Source organism: Enterobacter sp. AN-K1 (assembly GCF_020971765.1).
Lineage (GTDB): Bacteria > Pseudomonadota > Gammaproteobacteria > Enterobacterales > Enterobacteriaceae > Enterobacter > Enterobacter hormaechei_C.
The window spans coordinates 4,242,398-4,259,397 of sequence record NZ_CP087390.1; the positions used below are offsets into that span (position 1 = coordinate 4,242,398).

Annotated in this window: 17 protein-coding genes; 5 read left to right on the forward strand and 12 right to left on the reverse strand. The window is 53.2% G+C overall.

The window, feature by feature from the left end:
• Positions 1 to 44: 44 nt before the first annotated feature.
• Together rstB and LOC22_RS20190 are read right to left on the reverse strand one after the other, a co-directional pair.
• Positions 45 to 1,343, reverse strand: a complete 1,299-nt coding sequence (gene rstB, locus LOC22_RS20185; protein WP_023296465.1) for a two-component system sensor histidine kinase RstB — start codon at positions 1,341 to 1,343, stop codon at positions 45 to 47.
• A gap of 281 nt (positions 1,344 to 1,624) precedes the next feature.
• Positions 1,625 to 1,852: a hypothetical protein gene (locus tag LOC22_RS20190; protein ID WP_017384578.1), complete on the reverse strand. Its 228-nt coding sequence runs from the start codon at positions 1,850 to 1,852 to the stop codon at positions 1,625 to 1,627.
• 151 nt (positions 1,853 to 2,003) lie between these two features.
• On the opposite strand from LOC22_RS20190, the gene LOC22_RS20195 reads away from it, so the two are divergent.
• A complete protein-coding gene (locus LOC22_RS20195; protein WP_213083756.1) occupies positions 2,004 to 2,168 on the forward strand; it encodes a YnfU family zinc-binding protein in 165 nt (54 codons plus the stop codon).
• A 161-nt stretch (positions 2,169 to 2,329) separates the two neighbouring features.
• Here the strand turns inward: LOC22_RS20195 and LOC22_RS20200 are convergent, their stop codons facing one another.
• The 3 genes from LOC22_RS20200 to rstA all read right to left on the reverse strand — a co-directional run bounded on the left by LOC22_RS20200 (position 2,330) and on the right by rstA (position 4,462).
• Positions 2,330 to 2,548, reverse strand: coding sequence for a cold shock domain-containing protein (locus LOC22_RS20200; RefSeq protein ID WP_017384577.1), 219 nt, complete (start codon positions 2,546 to 2,548; stop codon positions 2,330 to 2,332).
• Between the two features lie 387 nt (positions 2,549 to 2,935).
• A complete protein-coding gene (gene iraM / locus LOC22_RS20205) occupies positions 2,936 to 3,355 on the reverse strand; it encodes an anti-adapter protein IraM (protein WP_015570651.1) in 420 nt (139 codons plus the stop codon).
• A 390-nt stretch (positions 3,356 to 3,745) separates the two neighbouring features.
• The gene (gene rstA / locus LOC22_RS20210; RefSeq protein WP_015570649.1) at positions 3,746 to 4,462 is read right to left on the reverse strand and encodes a two-component system response regulator RstA; all 717 of its coding nucleotides are present in this window, start codon (positions 4,460 to 4,462) and stop codon (positions 3,746 to 3,748) included.
• Between the two features lie 127 nt (positions 4,463 to 4,589).
• On the opposite strand from rstA, the gene LOC22_RS20215 reads away from it, so the two are divergent.
• Positions 4,590 to 4,925, forward strand: a complete 336-nt coding sequence (locus tag LOC22_RS20215; RefSeq protein ID WP_032670034.1) for a GlpM family protein — start codon at positions 4,590 to 4,592, stop codon at positions 4,923 to 4,925.
• Here the strand turns inward: LOC22_RS20215 and folM are convergent.
• From folM to ydgH, 3 genes are all read right to left on the reverse strand, one after another.
• A complete protein-coding gene (gene folM, locus LOC22_RS20220) occupies positions 4,922 to 5,644 on the reverse strand; it encodes a dihydromonapterin reductase (RefSeq protein WP_062932604.1) in 723 nt (240 codons plus the stop codon). The genes LOC22_RS20215 and folM overlap by 4 nt on opposite strands.
• Positions 5,645 to 5,683: 39 nt before the next feature.
• Entirely contained in the window at positions 5,684 to 7,066 is a 1,383-nt protein-coding gene (locus LOC22_RS20225; RefSeq protein WP_003857548.1) for an amino acid permease, read from the reverse strand.
• A gap of 185 nt (positions 7,067 to 7,251) precedes the next feature.
• A complete protein-coding gene (ydgH, locus tag LOC22_RS20230) occupies positions 7,252 to 8,196 on the reverse strand; it encodes a DUF1471 family protein YdgH (RefSeq protein WP_000769339.1) in 945 nt (314 codons plus the stop codon).
• Between the two features lie 535 nt (positions 8,197 to 8,731).
• Here ydgH and pntA point away from each other — a divergent pair.
• The 3 genes from pntA (at position 8,732) to LOC22_RS20245 (ending at position 12,877) form a co-directional block, all read left to right on the forward strand.
• The gene (gene pntA / locus LOC22_RS20235) at positions 8,732 to 10,261 is read left to right on the forward strand and encodes a Re/Si-specific NAD(P)(+) transhydrogenase subunit alpha (RefSeq protein WP_047727403.1); all 1,530 of its coding nucleotides are present in this window, start codon (positions 8,732 to 8,734) and stop codon (positions 10,259 to 10,261) included.
• Between the two features lie 10 nt (positions 10,262 to 10,271).
• Positions 10,272 to 11,660: a Re/Si-specific NAD(P)(+) transhydrogenase subunit beta gene (gene pntB / locus LOC22_RS20240; protein WP_003857541.1), complete on the forward strand. Its 1,389-nt coding sequence runs from the start codon at positions 10,272 to 10,274 to the stop codon at positions 11,658 to 11,660.
• 107 nt (positions 11,661 to 11,767) lie between these two features.
• Positions 11,768 to 12,877 (forward strand): mechanosensitive ion channel family protein, encoded by a 1,110-nt coding sequence (locus LOC22_RS20245; RefSeq protein ID WP_017694101.1) that lies wholly within the window; start codon positions 11,768 to 11,770, stop codon positions 12,875 to 12,877.
• Positions 12,878 to 12,919: 42 nt separating this feature from the next.
• Here LOC22_RS20245 and uspE read toward each other — a convergent pair whose 3' ends face one another.
• The 4 genes from uspE to abgT all read right to left on the reverse strand — a co-directional run bounded on the left by uspE (position 12,920) and on the right by abgT (position 16,995).
• Positions 12,920 to 13,870, reverse strand: a complete 951-nt coding sequence (gene uspE, locus LOC22_RS20250; RefSeq protein ID WP_006808916.1) for a universal stress protein UspE — start codon at positions 13,868 to 13,870, stop codon at positions 12,920 to 12,922.
• Positions 13,871 to 14,007: 137 nt separating this feature from the next.
• Positions 14,008 to 14,760 carry a fumarate/nitrate reduction transcriptional regulator Fnr gene (fnr, locus tag LOC22_RS20255; RefSeq protein ID WP_000611906.1) on the reverse strand — a complete coding sequence of 251 codons (753 nt, stop codon included), beginning with the start codon at positions 14,758 to 14,760 and terminating at the stop codon, positions 14,008 to 14,010.
• 183 nt (positions 14,761 to 14,943) lie between these two features.
• Positions 14,944 to 15,459 (reverse strand): methylated-DNA--[protein]-cysteine S-methyltransferase, encoded by a 516-nt coding sequence (gene ogt / locus LOC22_RS20260; protein ID WP_015570643.1) that lies wholly within the window; start codon positions 15,457 to 15,459, stop codon positions 14,944 to 14,946.
• A 9-nt stretch (positions 15,460 to 15,468) separates the two neighbouring features.
• The gene (abgT, locus tag LOC22_RS20265; RefSeq protein WP_017694100.1) at positions 15,469 to 16,995 is read right to left on the reverse strand and encodes a p-aminobenzoyl-glutamate transporter; all 1,527 of its coding nucleotides are present in this window, start codon (positions 16,993 to 16,995) and stop codon (positions 15,469 to 15,471) included.
• Between the last annotated feature and the right edge of the window lie 5 nt (positions 16,996 to 17,000).

The following is a 17,000-nucleotide window of genomic DNA, read 5'->3' on the forward strand; positions in this document are numbered from 1 at the left end:
TGATATAGCATAACACGCCGGGTCAGGCCAGCGTGCGGTTTAGGTCAGGCAGGTACGGGAAGGGGAAGATTGTGATAGATCGGCCAGCTAAAGACGAACCGGGCTCCACCCAGCTCGCTCGCTTCGCAGCGAACCGAACCGCCCATCGCCTGGGCAATAGAACGGACAATAGCCAGCCCCAGACCACAGCCGCCGGTAGCCCGGTCGCGGCTGGGATCGAGGCGCACAAACGGCTCAAAAACTTTTTCACGCTCCGCCGGCTCAATGCCGGGGCCATCGTCTTCCACACACAGAATCGCCTGGCTTCCCTGCAAATCTAAACCTATGCGCAGCGTCGTTTCGCTGTAGCGCATGGCGTTGTTCATCAGATTATCCAGCACGCGTTCCATCAGGCGCATGTCCAGTGCGCCGTACGCGCCGGGGGTAATGGCTGTCAGCAGTTTTCGCTGAGGGTTAACGCTCTGCACATCGTTAATATGCGTCTGTAGCCAGACGGGGAGATCCGGTGAACTGAGGTGCAACTCCGTCTGAGGCCGATCGAGGCGGGCATAGGTCAGCAGCTCTTCAATCAGCGCTTCAAGCTGGCCAATATCCCGATTGAGCGCCTGCGATTCCGCCCCGGTGAGGTTCTCGCTCATCTCCAGGCGATAACGCAGGCGTACCAGCGGAGTGCGCAGTTCATGCGCAATGCCGTCGATCAGCTGCTTCTTGCTGGCAATCAGGGCGTTGATGTTATCGGCCATCTGGTTGAAGGCAATACCGAGCCGGTCAAAACTGGAACCGCTGTCGAAATGTATGCGTTCAGTTAAATGACCCTCCCCAAAACGCTGTGCGGCGGATTCTAGTTTCAGCATGTCCTGCCAGTGCGGTCGCATCCAGATGAACACAGGTAAAGCGAGCGAAATGGCAATAAAGCCCAGCAGAGCGAGATCCAGCAGGCGCATCTGGTGCAGGTAATAGAGATAGGGCACTGGCCCGACGGCCAGAACATAATGGCTGCGTGGAATACGCTGAATGAAGGTATATTTCTCGTCCAGTGCGACGATGTCTCCGTCGCGCAGACGCTGCATCGCAGGCGGCGCTAAGTCAAAATCCTTCATGGGTTCGATACGCAAATCAAACGACAGATTCAGATCCAGCTCTTTTAACGTGCGCGCCCAGTCATGAGGAGGAATTTCTCGCAGCTCGCTACGCATCAGATAGAGCGAGCTTTTCATCAGATCGTCCAGGGATTGCCTGCCCGCGCGCTCTGCGGTGAATTTGTAGACCAGCCCGACCAGCATGGTCATCACCAGAAAGCAGACAAACAGCAGGAGATAAAACTGCACAAACAGCTTTTTCATTGGATAGCACCGCTAAATCAATCAATTAAGAACCCGGCTTTACTTCGTCAGCCCTGCGTGGACATCCATATCACCACAGGAACGAAGAAGGTTGATGATACACTTTCTTCGGAAACAGAGGGAGCAAAGTGAACAGCACGATTATGCGGAATAGTTAAATTTAAAGGGCAATGTCGTAAAAAAGCCTGCATTTTGCAGGCATTAATAATGATGGATTGTAATTTTTCTCATTCTGAGTGAAATAAATGCTGTGTTGTTAACCGGACTAGTGACAGAAAATATTATAAATATTGTTTGGCAGCATCAGATATTTCCTGAGAGGTAAGTTCCCTGTCTGAAGCAACATAGATAGAATTATGATCTCCCGTCAACGACGGAAAGCTTGCAGTCATGATCTGAAGATTAATTTCTTCACCATCCGGATATGTCTGGCGTACAGACGTTATGCCCTTAAGCACGATAATGACTTTGCTGGGGTTGGCATTAAAAAAAATGATCACCTTTTTCATATATCACTCTATATCTCTTTGTTATTGTGCAAGGTAAGAATGTTCCAGAAGCGTGGCTCCTTTCCTTTTTTTGCTCTCTTTGGGAAATAAAAGCAAGCAATATCCTGCCTTAACGTGTATGGTGGCAATCCTTTTCATTCAGGAGCAGCCTATGTCGGGACGTAAAAACTCGCAACTTCGTCGCAATTATTTAGTCAAATGTTCATGTCCAAACTGCGCTAAAGAGTCAGAGCACAGTTTCACTCGCATACAAAAGGGGGCCCAGCTTGTCTGTCCCTACTGTAGCGCTTTGTTTAAATCCTCTCAGCGTCTCTGAAGAAATACTCATACAAGAAGTGGAAGAGACGATGTTTTTCGCGGCCGCCTGACCTCAATAACACTTTACTGATTTACAAGCAGTTAGCATCGGATTGTAGACTGCTTGTGCAGTCCACGAGCCAGAAGCAACATCATCGTCAACGCGGCTGTGTGCTGATATTATTTATCGCAAAGCGTTACATTCGCAGCAGCAGGGCCTTTATCGCCGCTTACGATGATAAATTCGACTTTCTGACCTTCAAAAAGTGTTTTGAAGTTCTCTCCCTGAAGGGCAGAGAAATGCACGAAAACATCTTTGCTGCCATCTACAGGGGAGATAAAACCAAAGCCTTTATCTTCCTTAAACCACTTAACCAGACCTAAAATTTTTGATGACATAAAGACTCCATTTGAACATTTCCGAAGTGATATAAAAGCTAATAAACATATAATGCTAAGGTGTGGACTCAAAAGGAGGGGATATCAGCGATAGCGCCTGGTTATGAGAATTGTCATGCAACTTGTCCAACTATTATTGGATCGGACTAACGAGACCATTAATGCACGGGCAGGGTTAATTAGCAATTTTTATTTTAGCCTTCCGGATGGCTTGCTTAAAATTGCACAATAAAAATTAATTTGGTACAAGAAGCCAGAGTTGCCAGGCGTGACTACAGCCCAAATGTCCCCACAGGAGCATTTGGGCTGTAGTCACGGAGATTTATCCGGACAAAGGCGGTGCAGCAGAAATATTAATTATCTTGATCTCAATATTTCCGATTTTCGCTAATGTCTGGATTTACCTGTGCTGACAATCAGTGGGTTGGTGGCAAACCCATGCGGGCATTTCCGCGCGTTGCAATGCACCGCGTAAGTGCATATCTCCTCGTGCTGGTTTCGATTGTATGGGCAGGCCATCTTGTTTTTAATTTCACTCCACAACATTTCGTTGTAAGGTGATATGTTGTATATCGATATAGGCTTGAAAACACCATTTATGAAGACGCCATTTTTTGTCGGATATATCCTGTCACCGGGGTACAAATAGACATCGCTTTCATACCAAATGATGAGTTTCAAGAACTTGAGTCCCAAGATGCTTGAATAAACGATTCCCGTGTTAGGACAAATTACCGAGCTAATGACTCTCCATGACATTGCTATACCTCTTTCATTAAATAATTGAGAGAGTATAAGGTTTAGCATGAGAATTAGATTTCTGCAAACACGTAAGCTATTGAAAAAGATCGATATTATTTATATGTTCGCCATTATCCCCTTTGTTTTCATAAGGATAAGATAATGATTGAGTCAATTGTAAAGATCATTTTTAGCCTAATGTGCATTTAAGTGACGGATTTTTGATCGATGATGGTGCCTGCTCTGCTGAATATATATTGTACTATAGCAATCAAATACATTAGCGCTACTTTTGTTTACGCGAAAAATGCACATCGAAATAGAACTGGAGAGAGGAATCAGACCAGGGGATATGTCATAACTGACGATGCATATAATCGATAACTTTCGACGAATATCGATAACAATTCCGATGCATCGTCAGTTATTTTTCGAATATTCCTGTTTGCTCCTTTTTCAGGTTTCCCAGGCGTGCGGTGCAAACAGATAGCCCTTGTTGCGTACGGTTTTGATGCGGTAAGGTTCCGTGGCGTTATCCAACAGTTTTTTACGCAGTCGTGAAATCGCCACATCAACGCTACGATCCATTCCGTCGTAACTTACGCCGCGCAGATTTTTCAGTAATGCATCCCGGTCCATAATTTGTCCGGCATGGGTTGCCAGCTCCCACAGCAGGTCAAAATCTGCGGTTGAGAGCGCAATCAGCTCCCCGGAAAGCATAACCTGTCGGTTGACCGGGTCGATAGAAAGTGTGCCGAAACGCATCGCTTTATGCGGCGTTAAGGAGGGCGCAGGCGCTTCACGCTCAGCGCTGGCACGCTGACGCAGATGGAGGCGTAAACGGGCTAGCAGAACCGCCGGCGGCGTGGTTTTCAGGATGTAGTCGTTTGCGCCCATCTCAAGCGACAGAATATGATTCATATCGCTGTCGAGAGAGGTCAGCAGCACGATCGGGCCGTCCCATTTCGCGCGCAGATCCCGGCAGAGCGTCATACCATCTTTCCCGGGCAGCATGATGTCCAGCAACACCAGATCCGGATTTTCGCGGTTGACGACGTCTTCAGCGCGATCGCCACGAGGCTCGACAACCACTTCCATATCATGTTTACCCAGATAAGCGGCGATTAATTGCCCCACCTCGGGTTCATCTTCAACATAAACAATCTTATTCATACAACGTCTGTCATCGCGAAAAACGTCAACATACACCGCGCAACCTTAACCTTCCATTAATCTTTCAAAATTAGCCGGAGTTCCGTTATCCTGCACGGGAATGTTATTTGATTGTTAAGGGAAAAGAATGGGGCTGGTGATAAAAGCCGCGCTGGGTGCGCTGGTCGTGCTGCTGATTGGGGTGCTGGCTAAAACGAAGAACTATTACATTGCCGGACTGATCCCGCTGTTTCCCACCTTTGCGTTAATCGCGCACTATATTGTGGCCTCTGAGCGGGGTATTGAGGCGCTGCGCGCCACCATTGTGTTCGGGATGTGGTCGATCATCCCGTATTTTATCTACCTGCTGTCGCTGTGGTACTTCACCGGTTTTCTGCGTCTGCCCCTGGCGCTGGGCGGGGCGGTGGTCTGCTGGAGCCTCAGCGCCTGGGTGCTCATCTTCTTCTGGAGCCGCTTTCACTAGCGCAGCGGGCGGCCGCCGTCCACGGCAAACGTTCGGCCCGTGACGTAACAGCTGGTCAGCAGATAATCGACCAGGTCGATCACCTCTTTCTCGCCGGGCGCGATTTTCATCAACGACTTGTTGAGCGCCTGCTGACGATACTCGGCATCATCGCCTTCGTTAAATAAAATCATCGCCGGAGCAATCGCGTTGACCTTTACCTCGGGCGCCAGCTTGCGCGCGAACGAGCGGGTCATATTATCCAGCGCGGCTTTGCTGGCGGCGTAGGCGATGTGTTTGTCGCTTCCTCGCTCTACCACGTAATCGGTGAAATGGATAATGTCGCCTGCGGCATGGCCGTGTCCGCGCAGCAGATCCTGTAGGGCGTGGTTGAGCAGATAAGGCGCATTAACGTGGATCTGCATCATGCAGGCGAGCGTTTCGCTGAGCGAATGTCCTGCTTTTTCGGGAAGCCAGGTACTGGCGTTGTGAATAACCGCCCGCAGCCCGTGGGTGGTCGATTTCACTTTGTCCGCGAAGGCGAGAATACCTTCATCCGTGGAGAAATCCGCCTGAATGCAGACTGCTCCGGCATTTCGTAGCCCTTCAATGGAGGGATATTCCGTGCGGTAACTGACGATAACCGGATGGCGAAGGTTGAGAAAGTGATGGGCGAGGGCGAGGCCGATGCGACGGCCTGCGCCAGTGATCAATATTGGGCGTTGCTGCGTGTGTCCCATCGTAATCTCCTTTTCAGTTCAACAATGGGACAGGCGGCGCTATCCCATTAACATCCACGTTGCCGGTACGGCAGCGACTAACAGCAAACCTATCAATGCCATTTCGCGGCGCTTAAGGGCATTATCAAGCTGATGTGTACGGCGAGCGTAGATAAACACCAGCAGGCCCGGCGCGTAGAGCACCACGGACAGCAGCAGATGCATCGGTCCGGAAGCATACAACAACCATAGACCGTAAATACAGGCGCCGACGCCTACCGCATAGTGTGCCGGGCGGGTCGCAATTTTTAACAGATATGCGCCCACTAAGAAATAGGGTACCAGAATCATCTCGGAGGCAATGGTCAGCAGCGTGTTATAGTCCGATCCTGTGAGCCAGATCAGCACCAGACAGACCTGCACGCTGATGTTGGTGAGCCACAGAGAGGCCGATGGTGCACTGTTTTTGTTCTGACGGGCAAACAGGCGCGGGAAAGCTTTGTGCGTGGCGGCCAGGAACGGGACTTCCGCTGCCATAATGGTCCAGCTCAGATAGGCGCCGCAAACGGAAACAATCAGACCCGCCGCGATAATCACGTCCCCCCAGGGGCCCAACATTTTCACCATCAGCCCGGCCATGGACGGGTTACGCATTTCCGCCAGTTCAGGGCGGGCCACCACGCCGAGCGACAACAGCGTCACCAGCAGATAAACGCCCAGCGCCGCCAGTACGGCCAACAGCGTGGCGCGTCCCACATCGCGCTTGTTACGCGCGCGGGCAGAGACCACGACGGCACCTTCAACGCCGATGAACACCCACAGGGTGATCAGCATGGTATTTTTCACCTGTTCCCAGACGGGGACGCCCAGCGCAATGCCGCTGAAATCGAGCGTAAAGACATCGAGACGGAAGGCGAGGAAGGCCAGCACGACGAACAGGCCAAGCGGCACCAGCTTGGCCAGCGTCGCCACCAGGTTAATGCTGGCTGCGGTCTGGACGCCACGCAAAATCAGCCAGTGAACTATCCACAGCAGGACCGAGGCGCCGACGATGGACTGCCAGGTATTGCCGTCGCCAAACAGGCGCAGTTCGGGCGTATCGGTAAAGAAGCTGAGCGCCGAGAAGACGATAACCAGATAGGAGACGTTGGCGATCACCGCGCACAGCCAGTAACCCCAGGCGGAGCAGAAGCCGATCAGCTCGCCGAAACCTTCCCGGGCGTAAGTGAATATTCCGCCGTCCAGATCCGGTCGGATACGGGTCAGCAGCAGCATGGCGAACGCCAGCAGCAAAATCCCGACACCGGTAATGCCCCAGCCAATCAGTAATGCGGCCGGGCTGGCGACGGCCGCCATGTTCTGCGGCAAACTGAATACGCCCGCGCCCAGCATTGAGCTCAATACAAGTGCAGTTAAAGCACTCAGGCCAAGTTTCTTTTCCATTGGCTTCCTGTTATGAAAAGTCCAAATCCAGAATAATTATTTCGCTAAGGCGCATAAAAATGGTGGATCACGCTAAGGCGCGGGATTTTACGGAGTGTGAAGGATGCATGCAATGACGTGTGGCAGAAATCAGAAAAAAAGTAACAAAAAAGGCGGCACTGCGCCGCCTTTATGAAACCGTTTTGTTACTTGTACAGATCGGCGCTGATGGTCAGGTTGTTACCACGTTCCTGCCACTGGCGGGTGATGTGGTAATACTTCGCGCCTTTCTTCGCAGCACGCTTCGCCACCTGATAGGAGATTTCCGTCATGTTGCCATAGTTGCCCGTAAACTTGATGCTGTCGAACGGAACCATCTGCGCGGCAGTGGCTTTGTTCAGCTCTTCAATTTTCGTGCCGTCTGGTAACGTAACGGTATAACGACCGCCTTTGGTGGATTGGGTTTCAAAGAAACGACCCACTTCAGCGCTTGGTGCCGCCGAGGTTGCAACGCCCGGAATTTCCACTTTCTTCGCTTCTTCACCGCCTTTCGCTAACGCGGCACGTCCCGCATCTGAATCCGCTGGAATGGCATCCGGGCTTTGTACTACGCGTTTTTTCGCATCTTGCTTATAGATGAAGGCGGTGATGCGCTGGTTTCCGCCCTGGTTGGCATCAACCTGACGCACGATATAGAACGCGTAAGCGCCTTTTTCTCTCGCGGCTTTGGTGATGGCATCGTTAACTTCAGGCTGGCTGCGGTAGAAGCCCTGAACGGTCACGGTGTCATACGGTTCCAGCTGAACAGCCTGATCTTTCGGCAGTTCAACAATGCCGTTAATCACGCGGTTTTTCTGTTCATCTGCTTTTGGGGCATTCTCTTTGTACAGCGCAATCGTCACGCGCTGGTTGCCGCTGTTGCCCTGATCGGACTGGTCAACAACGTAAAACGAGGCAGCGCCGTTTTTATCGGCGGCTTTTGATGCGGCGGCGACGGCATCGCCAATAGAGTTATAGCGACCCACAATGACCGTATGGTCAAAAGGTTTTAACGCTGCCGCTTGCTCCGGCGTCAACTCTGTCGCGGCATTCGCAGACAGGGCGGTCGCGGAAAGAAGTGCGGACGCCAGGAGTGTGTTCTTAAGCTTCATAAAAATAATCCTTCGCCTTGCGCAAACCATGTACTGGTGTTGTTGTTAATTTGAGACGGTCCCGATTATGGCATTTAACACCCGTCGCTGTCTGCGGCATTTTTCACAGCCTGTGCTCACCAAAGGACCTGATTCGATAACATTTTGTGATATGTGGAAAAAACAGGCGCTTCACAAGCAAAACTGATTAAGCATATGACTTTTACAAGTTAATTTAATGTTAATGAGTTGTTCTTTTATGGCGCTATATCATGTTTTTACCGCTTCGCTTGCGCGATTTATCGGTCCTGAAGGCGAATTTAAGGTAAATATCTCTGTCAGTGACCCCGATCGCTTATTTTTCACAGATAAAGTAAGAAATAGTGTTTTCTGGCGGTAGATCACGGGCGCTATTTTCAGTAGGTTATAGAAAGTTTGTTACTGTTTTATTTTCCGGGGTTAATCATTCTCCGTCGATATCTCGATGGTGAAAATTGATACAAACCGTGGGCAATTATCGACAAACCATCATCAAAAACCGATGGAAGGGAAAACTATGCGTATTGGGGTACCAAAAGAACGGTTAGCCAATGAAACCCGCGTAGCGGCGACACCAAAAACGGTGGAGCAACTGCTTAAACTGGGTTTTACCGTCGCGATTGAAAGCGGCGCGGGCAAACTGGCGAGTTTCGATGACGAGGCCTTTACTCAGGCTGGCGCGGAAGTAGTGGACGGTGCTGAGGTCTGGCAATCACCCATCATCCTGAAGGTCAACGCACCGGAAGAGAGTGAAATTGAACTGCTGAACGCGGGCACGATGCTTGTGAGCTTTGTCTGGCCAGCCCAAAACCCGGAGCTGATGGAGAAGCTGGCAGCACGCGGTGTCACCGTGATGGCGATGGACTCCGTGCCGCGTATTTCGCGCGCGCAGTCTCTGGATGCGCTGAGCTCCATGGCGAACATTGCCGGCTATCGCGCCATTGTCGAAGCTGCGCATGAGTTTGGTCGCTTCTTTACCGGTCAGATTACGGCGGCAGGTAAAGTACCACCCGCGAAGGTGATGGTGATTGGTGCCGGTGTGGCAGGTCTTGCCGCTATCGGGGCCGCAAACAGCCTGGGCGCTATTGTTCGCGCGTTTGATACCCGGCCGGAAGTGAAGGAGCAGGTGCAGAGTATGGGCGCCGAATTCCTTGAGCTGGACTTCAAGGAAGAAGCGGGCAGCGGTGATGGTTACGCGAAGGTCATGTCTGAAGCCTTTATTAAGGCGGAAATGGCGCTCTTTGCGGCGCAGGCAAAAGAGGTGGACATCATTGTCACCACCGCGCTTATTCCGGGTAAACCGGCGCCGAAGCTGATCACCCGTGAGATGGTGGATTCCATGCAGCCGGGCAGCGTTATTGTCGATCTGGCGGCGCAAAACGGCGGTAACTGTGAGTATACCGTGCCAAACCAGGTCACGACGACCGCGAACGGCGTGAAGGTGATCGGTTATACCGACCTGCCAGGGCGTCTGCCAACCCAGTCCTCTCAGCTGTACGGCACGAACCTCGTTAACCTGCTGAAGCTGCTCTGCAAAGAGAAAGACGGCAACATTACCGTTGATTTTGATGATGTGGTGGTGCGTGGCGTTACCGTGGTGCGTGAAGGGGAAATCACCTGGCCTGCACCGCCGATTCAGGTTTCCGCTCAACCTCAGGCTGCGCCGAAAGCGGCGCCAGATCCCGCGGAGCCAGCAAAACCTGCGTCGCCGTGGCGCAAATACGCCATCATGGCGCTGGTTATTATCCTGTTTGGCTGGCTGGCGGATGTCGCGCCAAAAGAGTTCCTTGGCCACTTCACCGTCTTCGCGCTCTCCTGCGTGGTGGGTTACTACGTCGTGTGGAACGTTTCTCATGCGCTGCATACCCCGCTGATGTCGGTCACCAATGCCATCTCCGGGATTATCGTGGTCGGGGCATTGCTGCAAATTGGTCATGGCGGCTGGATCAGCTTCCTGAGCTTCATTGCGGTGCTGATCGCCAGTATCAATATTTTCGGTGGTTTCACCGTGACTCAGCGCATGCTGAAAATGTTTCGTAAAGGCTAAGGGGTAGCATATGTCTGGAGGATTAGTTACAGCCGCATACATTGTTGCTGCAATCCTGTTTATTTTCAGTCTGGCGGGGCTTTCCAAACACGAAACGTCTCAGCAGGGAAATAACTTTGGTATCGCCGGGATGGCGATTGCGCTGATTGCCACCATCTTTGGGCCGGATACCGGCAACGTGGCGTGGATCCTGGTGGCGATGATCATCGGCGGCGCGATTGGTATTCGTCTGGCGAAACGCGTTGAAATGACCGAGATGCCGGAGCTGGTTGCCATTCTGCACAGCTTCGTGGGTCTGGCGGCGGTGCTGGTGGGCTTCAACAGCTACCTGTACCACGAACCGGGCCTGGAGCCGATTCTGGTGAACATCCACCTGACCGAAGTGTTCCTCGGCATCTTCATCGGTGCGGTGACCTTCACCGGGTCGATTGTGGCGTTCGGCAAGCTGCGCGGGAAGATCTCTTCCAAACCGCTGATGCTGCCTAACCGCCACAAGCTGAACCTGGCGGCGCTGGTCGTTTCCTTTGTGCTGCTGGTGGTCTTCGTGCGTACCGAAAGCGTAGGCTTGCAGGTGCTGGCGTTACTGGTGATGACCATCATCGCGCTGGCCTTCGGCTGGCATCTGGTGGCGTCTATCGGCGGAGCAGATATGCCGGTGGTGGTTTCCATGCTGAACTCCTACTCCGGTTGGGCGGCGGCGGCGGCAGGCTTTATGCTGAGCAACGACCTGCTGATTGTCACCGGTGCGCTGGTCGGTTCTTCCGGTGCGATCCTGTCTTACATCATGTGTAAGGCGATGAACCGTTCGTTTATCAGCGTCATTGCGGGTGGCTTCGGTTCTGACGGCTCATCAACCGGTTCTGATGAGGAAGTGGGTGAACACCGTGAAATCAGCGCGGAAGACACCGCAGAGATGCTGAAAAACTCGCATTCCGTCATCATCACCCCAGGCTATGGCATGGCGGTGGCGCAGGCGCAGTATCCGGTGGCGGAAATCACCGAGAAACTCCGCGCGCGCGGCATCAAGGTTCGCTTTGGTATTCACCCGGTGGCGGGGCGTCTGCCAGGCCACATGAACGTGCTGCTGGCGGAAGCGAAGGTGCCTTACGACATTGTGCTGGAAATGGACGAGATCAACGATGATTTCGCCGACACCGACACCGTGCTGGTGATTGGCGCGAACGACACCGTTAACCCGGCGGCGCAGGACGACCCGCGTAGTCCGATTGCGGGTATGCCTGTTCTCGAAGTGTGGAAGGCGCAGAACGTCATTGTCTTCAAACGCTCTATGAACACCGGCTATGCTGGCGTGCAGAACCCGCTGTTCTTTAAAGATAACACCCACATGCTGTTTGGCGACGCCAAGGCTAGCGTGGATGCGATCCTGAAAGCGCTGTAATTGCGCTTCATCCTGACAAACCGCCCCCTGGGGCGGTTTTCTTATTTCTGCGGCCAGCTTTTCTCCTCTGTCTATACTTTACCCTTTGTGTAATACGAGGAGGTGTAATGCGATTTTTGTCCCGCTTCGACATCATCGAGCTGATGATGACGCCATCTTTCTGGATCGGCGTCGCCACGGTGGTTTTTGTGACTCTGCTGGTGTACTGGCTGCTGACGCGTCTGATAGCCTTCGTTAAGAAAGGGATCACTACCTGGGGCGACAAGCACCCCACCACCAACCGGATGCGTTTTATCCTGACGGATATGCTTAACCGCACCAGCCGCTTCCTGCTTTTTGTCGTGGCGCTGTTGTTCAGCCTGCGTTTCGTCGACTTACCGGATCATCTCTTTGGTACCGTGAGCCACGCCTGGTTCCTGGTCTTCGCTATCCAGGTGGCGCTGTGGATGGATCAGGGGGTGGTGTCGTGGCTTCGTCACGTCATGCTGGCGCCGGGAAGCCATAAAAACCCGGTGACGCTGGTGATCACGGGGCTTATCCTCCGTGCCATAGTCTGGTCAGTGATGCTGCTGTCTATTCTTGCTAACGCGGGCGTCAACATCACTGCTCTGGTTGCCAGCCTTGGGGTAGGGGGTATTGCTATCGCCCTCGCGGTGCAAACGATCCTGAGCGACGTGTTTGCATCGCTTTCCATCGGTTTTGATAAGCCGTTCGAAATTGGCGATTTTGTGGTGTTTAACGATGTCGCAGGGACAGTAGAGCACATTGGCCTGAAAACCACCCGTATCCGCAGCCTGAGCGGGGAGCAGATTGTCTGCGGGAACGCCATTCTGCTGCAACAGACGCTGCATAACTACAAACGGATGCAAACGCGCCGGATCGTCTTTACCTTCGGGGTTGCCAGCGACACGGCGCCGGACAAACTGCGTTCAGTGGGTGATATGGTCAAACAGATCATTACCGACGTCGGGGAAACGAAGTTTGACCGCGCCCATTTCCTGGGCTTCGATCGCGATCGCCTGACCTTCGAGGTGGTCCATATCGTTAATACGGCGGACTACAACAAGTACATGGATATTCAGCAGGAGATCAATATCCGTATTCTGGAGGGGCTGAACCAGCAGGAGATCAAGCTGGCGCTGCCGAGCATGGTTCTGCACGCGCCCTGGATGAATGCCGGCGACGAGGCACCGACGCAGCGGTTGAGCGAAGCGTAACAAAAAAAGCCCGCCGTTACCGGCGGGCTTTTATTTTGGGGGTCAATCGTCTTCCTCATCGTCCAGTTCAACCGGCGTTTGATACTGATCCGGTTTGATGACCAGAAGGTCGCAGCGCAGATGGTCGATCACCTGCTCGGCGGTATTTCCCAGGAACGCGGCAGAAATACCGGTCCGGCCAATGGTGCCCAGCACCACAATCCCGGCCTGCAAATGCTCCGCCAGATCCGGAATAACCTCTTCCGGTAACCCTTTTTCTACGTGCGTCATATTCTCATCGATACTGAATTTCTGGCGCAGCGCTTTCATGGCCAGCAGATGCTGACCGCGAATCGCGTCGTTATACACGCTCGGGTCAAATTCAGGCAACTCGATGGCGATATTGATTGGCGTAACCGGATAGGCACCCACCAGATGGACTTCGGTGTGGTTAACCTGGTCGGCAAGCTGGATGGTTTCCTTCACCAGCTTCTCGTTCAGCGAATTGTGATAATCCTCTTCGCTGGCCAGATTCACCGCCACGACGGCTTTCCCGCCCTCAGGCCATGGCTGATCTTTCACCATCCATACCGGGCAAGGGCATTTGCGCAGCAGGTGCCAGTCGGTTGGAGTGAAAATCACAGATTCCAGTTTGTCATGCTGGTGCGCCATTTTCAGCAGCAGGTCATGCCCACCGGCCACCACTTCCTGAATAATGGCTTCGAAAGGTCGGTTGTGCCAGACCACTTTGATATCAATCGGTACGCCCGCTTCCAGGTAATATTTCGCCTGCTCGCGGATCCACGCGGTACGCTGGCTGATCACTCCCTGACGCATAGCGGTGCGCTCGTCAGGCGACAGAAGGGTGGTCATCTCGTATGAGAAGTCATAAATCGGCAAAAAGGCTTTAATTTTGCCACCAATCCGTTGATGTAAATACACAGCACGTCGTAATGCCGGCTGATCGTCCTGATTAGGATCGATAGCCACCAGCATGTTTTGATACTTTGCCATACAGGTCTCCTTACTACTGTCACCACAGTCTGTAAGTAAAAGAGTAACCTATATATCTTGAATGAAACAGGGGGGAAGTTTTTGCCAGATCAATAATCATGAAAATTTATCGACCTGGCATAAGATATCCGGGAGAGTTATGCCACGTTACGTGAGTGACCCGCCAGAATGGCCAGCGCTTCACCGTTTTCGATGGTGATGTACTTACCTTTAACCGCCAGCATTCCGCTCTTCTGGAAGCGACCCAGCAGACGGCTGATGGTTTCCACGGTCAGGCCCAGATAGTTGCCAATATCGCCGCGCGTCATGGTCAGACGGAATTCACGCGGGGAGAAGCCACGTTCCGCGAAACGGCGGGAGAGGTTATAGATAAAGGCGGCCAGACGCTCTTCGGCATTCTTTTTGGAAAGCAGCAGGATCATATCCTGATCGCCTTTAATCTCACCGCTCATCAGACGCATCATCTGCTGACGCAGGTTCGGCATCTTACCGGACAGATCGTCCAGCGTCTCAAACGGAATTTCGCAGACCATAGAGGTTTCCAGCGCCTGAGCAAAGCTCGGGTGATGGCCACTGCCGATGGCGTCAAAGCCGACTAAATCGCCTGCCAGATGGAAGCCGGTGATCTGCTCGTCGCCCTGTTCGGTAATGGTGTAGCTTTTGATGGTGCCAGAACGGATAGCATAGAGCGATTTCAGTTCGTCTCCCGCCTTAAACAGCGTCTGCCCTTTCTGAATAGGCTTTTTGCGCTCGATGATATTGTCAAGCTGATCGAGTTCGTGCTCATTCAGAGTAAACGGGATACAGAGCTGGCTGATGCTGCAATCCTGGCAATGGATAGCACAACCGCCAGACTGAATGCGTCGTATAATTCGCTTTTCCGGGATCATAGGTTTGCTCAAGCCTTAATTGATATTGGTCAATTTTAACATCTTTTTGGTAAGGACGTAAGTCTGGCAAACCCCCAATAAAGACAAGAGACGGCAGCGTGTTGCCATCTCCTTGAAATTCCACAGAATGATTAAGGATTATGAACCTAACAGGAAGAAAATTAAGCACAAAAAGCCTGGGAATTACAGCAGAAAATACCCTTCGTGACGCAGCAGCCACTCTTTGCGCTGTACGCCCCCGGCATAGCCGGTGAGGGTGCCGTTGCGCCCGATCACGCGATGGCAAGGCACCACAATGCTGACGGGGTTAGAGCCATTTGCCGCACCGACCGCGCGCGCCGCGCCGGCACGGCCAAGCTGTTCTGCCAGCTGACCGTAGTGCATCACCTGCCCGCAGGGAATATTACGCAGCGCCTGCCACACCTCGCGCTGGAAAGGGGTGCCCGCCGTGGCGGTTGGCAGGGTATTAATAATGCTGAGATCGCCCTCGAAGTAGGCCGTCAGTTTATCGCTCAGCCCGCCAGGATTACGGGCAGTAATACGCTCGTAACCCTCGGCGCGATAATGGATGTTGAGCAGCTCAACCATCCGGTCGCTGTGCTCTTCCCATTCAACCGCGCGCAGATTGAACGCTTCATCCGCGATAACCCACAGCGGCCCCAGCGGCGTCGCAATCTTATCTTCGAGTAATCTCAGCATCAGTACTCCTTAGTTCAGCCTCGGGTAAACACCCGGTCCAATCGGCAGGCCGACAAGATACCACGCCACCAGCATCACCAGCCATACCCCTAAGAAGATAAGCGGATAGGGCAGAACCAGCGAATAATAGGTACCCAGCTTAGCCTCCGGTCTGTAGCGTTGCAGGAAGCCTAAAAACAGCGGAACGAAGGGTGACACGGGCGCCAGCGGGATCACCGAGGAATCGGCGACACGGAACAGGATCTGGGCGAACGCAGGATGGAAGCCGAGCATCATAAACATGGGGACAAAGATGGGCGCCAGAATCGACCAGATGGCCGACCCGCTGGCAATAAACATGCACAGCAGGGACGACAGCAGCGCCAGGCCGACAAACGCCGGAACACCGCTCAACCCCGCCGCCTCCAGCGCGTCCGTCAGGCTCACGGCCATAAACTTGCCCATATTGCTCCAGTTAAACATGGCGACAAACTGCGCCAGCGGGAACACCATCACGATAAAACCCGCCATCTCCTTCATCGGCTCGATCATCAGGTGCGGCAGATCTCCCTGACGGCGGATTTTGCCGGTGGCGATGCCGAACGCGAGCGAAACGACGAAGAAGAAGAGAATTATCAGCGGCACAATGCCCTGTATAAACGGCGAGGGCAGTACGGTGTGTTTGATCGGATCGCGCAGCACGCCATTTTCCGGCACCACCATCAGCGCCACCACCGCAATGAACGCCAGCGAGACGATCCCGGCTACGCGCAGGCCGAACTGCTGCTCTTTGCTCAGCGTCTCCAGCTTTTCATCGCTCCGGCCTTCCCATTTACCCAGGCGCGGCTCAATGATCTTATCGGTAATCAGACCCCCGACAATCGTCAGGACAATCACCGAACTGGCCATAAAGTACCAGTTGTCGATCACGCTGACGTGCATAGTCGCATCGATGGTGCTGGCTGCCTCTGTGCTGATGCCGGAGAGCAGCACATCGGTGGTCACGATAAGCAGGTTAGCGGTAAACCCACAGCCGACGCCCGCAATCGCCGACAGCAGACCCGCAACAGGATGACGGCCAACGGCGAGGAAAATCAGCGCCCCCATCGGCGGCATGATCACCAGCGCCGCGTCGGACGAGATATGGCTGAAGAAGGCAATAAACAGCACCATATAGCTGGCATAACGCGCGCTGACGTGCGAGGCCATTTTCACCATCAGCGCGGGCAGCAGACCCACGCGTTCGGCCAGTCCCGCGCCTAACACCAGCGCCAGGATGGCGCCCAGCGGCGCAAAACCGCTGAAGTTTTTAATCACGTTCGGCAAAAACCAGTGCAACCCTTCAACGCTGAGCAGGTTTTTCACTGCCACCATGCTGCCGTCGGCCGGGCTGCGCACGCTCACATCAAAGGCGGACAGCACGGCCGTCGCGACCATCAGGATGACAATTAAATAGATAAAAAGCAGGAAAGGGTGCGGCACTTTATTGCCGATCCTTTCAACCCAGCCATAGAGCTTACCGGATGGGGAATGCGAAGGTATGGAAGACATACTCATGGGCG

What these genes read in the sequence shown, in the direction of transcription:
- rstB (WP_023296465.1), bottom strand. Translation starts at nt 1,343, where the DNA reads ATGAAAAAGCTGTTTGTGCAGTTTTATCTCCTGCTGTTTGTCTGCTTT.
- LOC22_RS20225 (WP_003857548.1), bottom strand. Translation starts at nt 7,066, where the DNA reads ATGGAAAAGAAACTTGGCCTGAGTGCTTTAACTGCACTTGTATTGAGC.
- rstA (WP_015570649.1), bottom strand. Translation starts at nt 4,462, where the DNA reads ATGAATAAGATTGTTTATGTTGAAGATGAACCCGAGGTGGGGCAATTA.
- folM (WP_062932604.1), bottom strand. Translation starts at nt 5,644, where the DNA reads ATGGGACACACGCAGCAACGCCCAATATTGATCACTGGCGCAGGCCGT.
- uspE (WP_006808916.1), bottom strand. Translation starts at nt 13,870, where the DNA reads ATGGCAAAGTATCAAAACATGCTGGTGGCTATCGATCCTAATCAGGAC.
- abgT (WP_017694100.1), bottom strand. Translation starts at nt 16,995, where the DNA reads ATGAGTATGTCTTCCATACCTTCGCATTCCCCATCCGGTAAGCTCTAT.
- LOC22_RS20195 (WP_213083756.1), top strand. Translation starts at nt 2,004, where the DNA reads ATGTCGGGACGTAAAAACTCGCAACTTCGTCGCAATTATTTAGTCAAA.
- fnr (WP_000611906.1), bottom strand. Translation starts at nt 14,760, where the DNA reads ATGATCCCGGAAAAGCGAATTATACGACGCATTCAGTCTGGCGGTTGT.
- pntB (WP_003857541.1), top strand. Translation starts at nt 10,272, where the DNA reads ATGTCTGGAGGATTAGTTACAGCCGCATACATTGTTGCTGCAATCCTG.
- ydgH (WP_000769339.1), bottom strand. Translation starts at nt 8,196, where the DNA reads ATGAAGCTTAAGAACACACTCCTGGCGTCCGCACTTCTTTCCGCGACC.
- LOC22_RS20215 (WP_032670034.1), top strand. Translation starts at nt 4,590, where the DNA reads ATGGGGCTGGTGATAAAAGCCGCGCTGGGTGCGCTGGTCGTGCTGCTG.
- ogt (WP_015570643.1), bottom strand. Translation starts at nt 15,459, where the DNA reads ATGCTGAGATTACTCGAAGATAAGATTGCGACGCCGCTGGGGCCGCTG.
- LOC22_RS20245 (WP_017694101.1), top strand. Translation starts at nt 11,768, where the DNA reads ATGCGATTTTTGTCCCGCTTCGACATCATCGAGCTGATGATGACGCCA.
- pntA (WP_047727403.1), top strand. Translation starts at nt 8,732, where the DNA reads ATGCGTATTGGGGTACCAAAAGAACGGTTAGCCAATGAAACCCGCGTA.
- LOC22_RS20190 (WP_017384578.1), bottom strand. Translation starts at nt 1,852, where the DNA reads ATGAAAAAGGTGATCATTTTTTTTAATGCCAACCCCAGCAAAGTCATT.
- LOC22_RS20200 (WP_017384577.1), bottom strand. Translation starts at nt 2,548, where the DNA reads ATGTCATCAAAAATTTTAGGTCTGGTTAAGTGGTTTAAGGAAGATAAA.
- iraM (WP_015570651.1), bottom strand. Translation starts at nt 3,355, where the DNA reads ATGCTAAACCTTATACTCTCTCAATTATTTAATGAAAGAGGTATAGCA.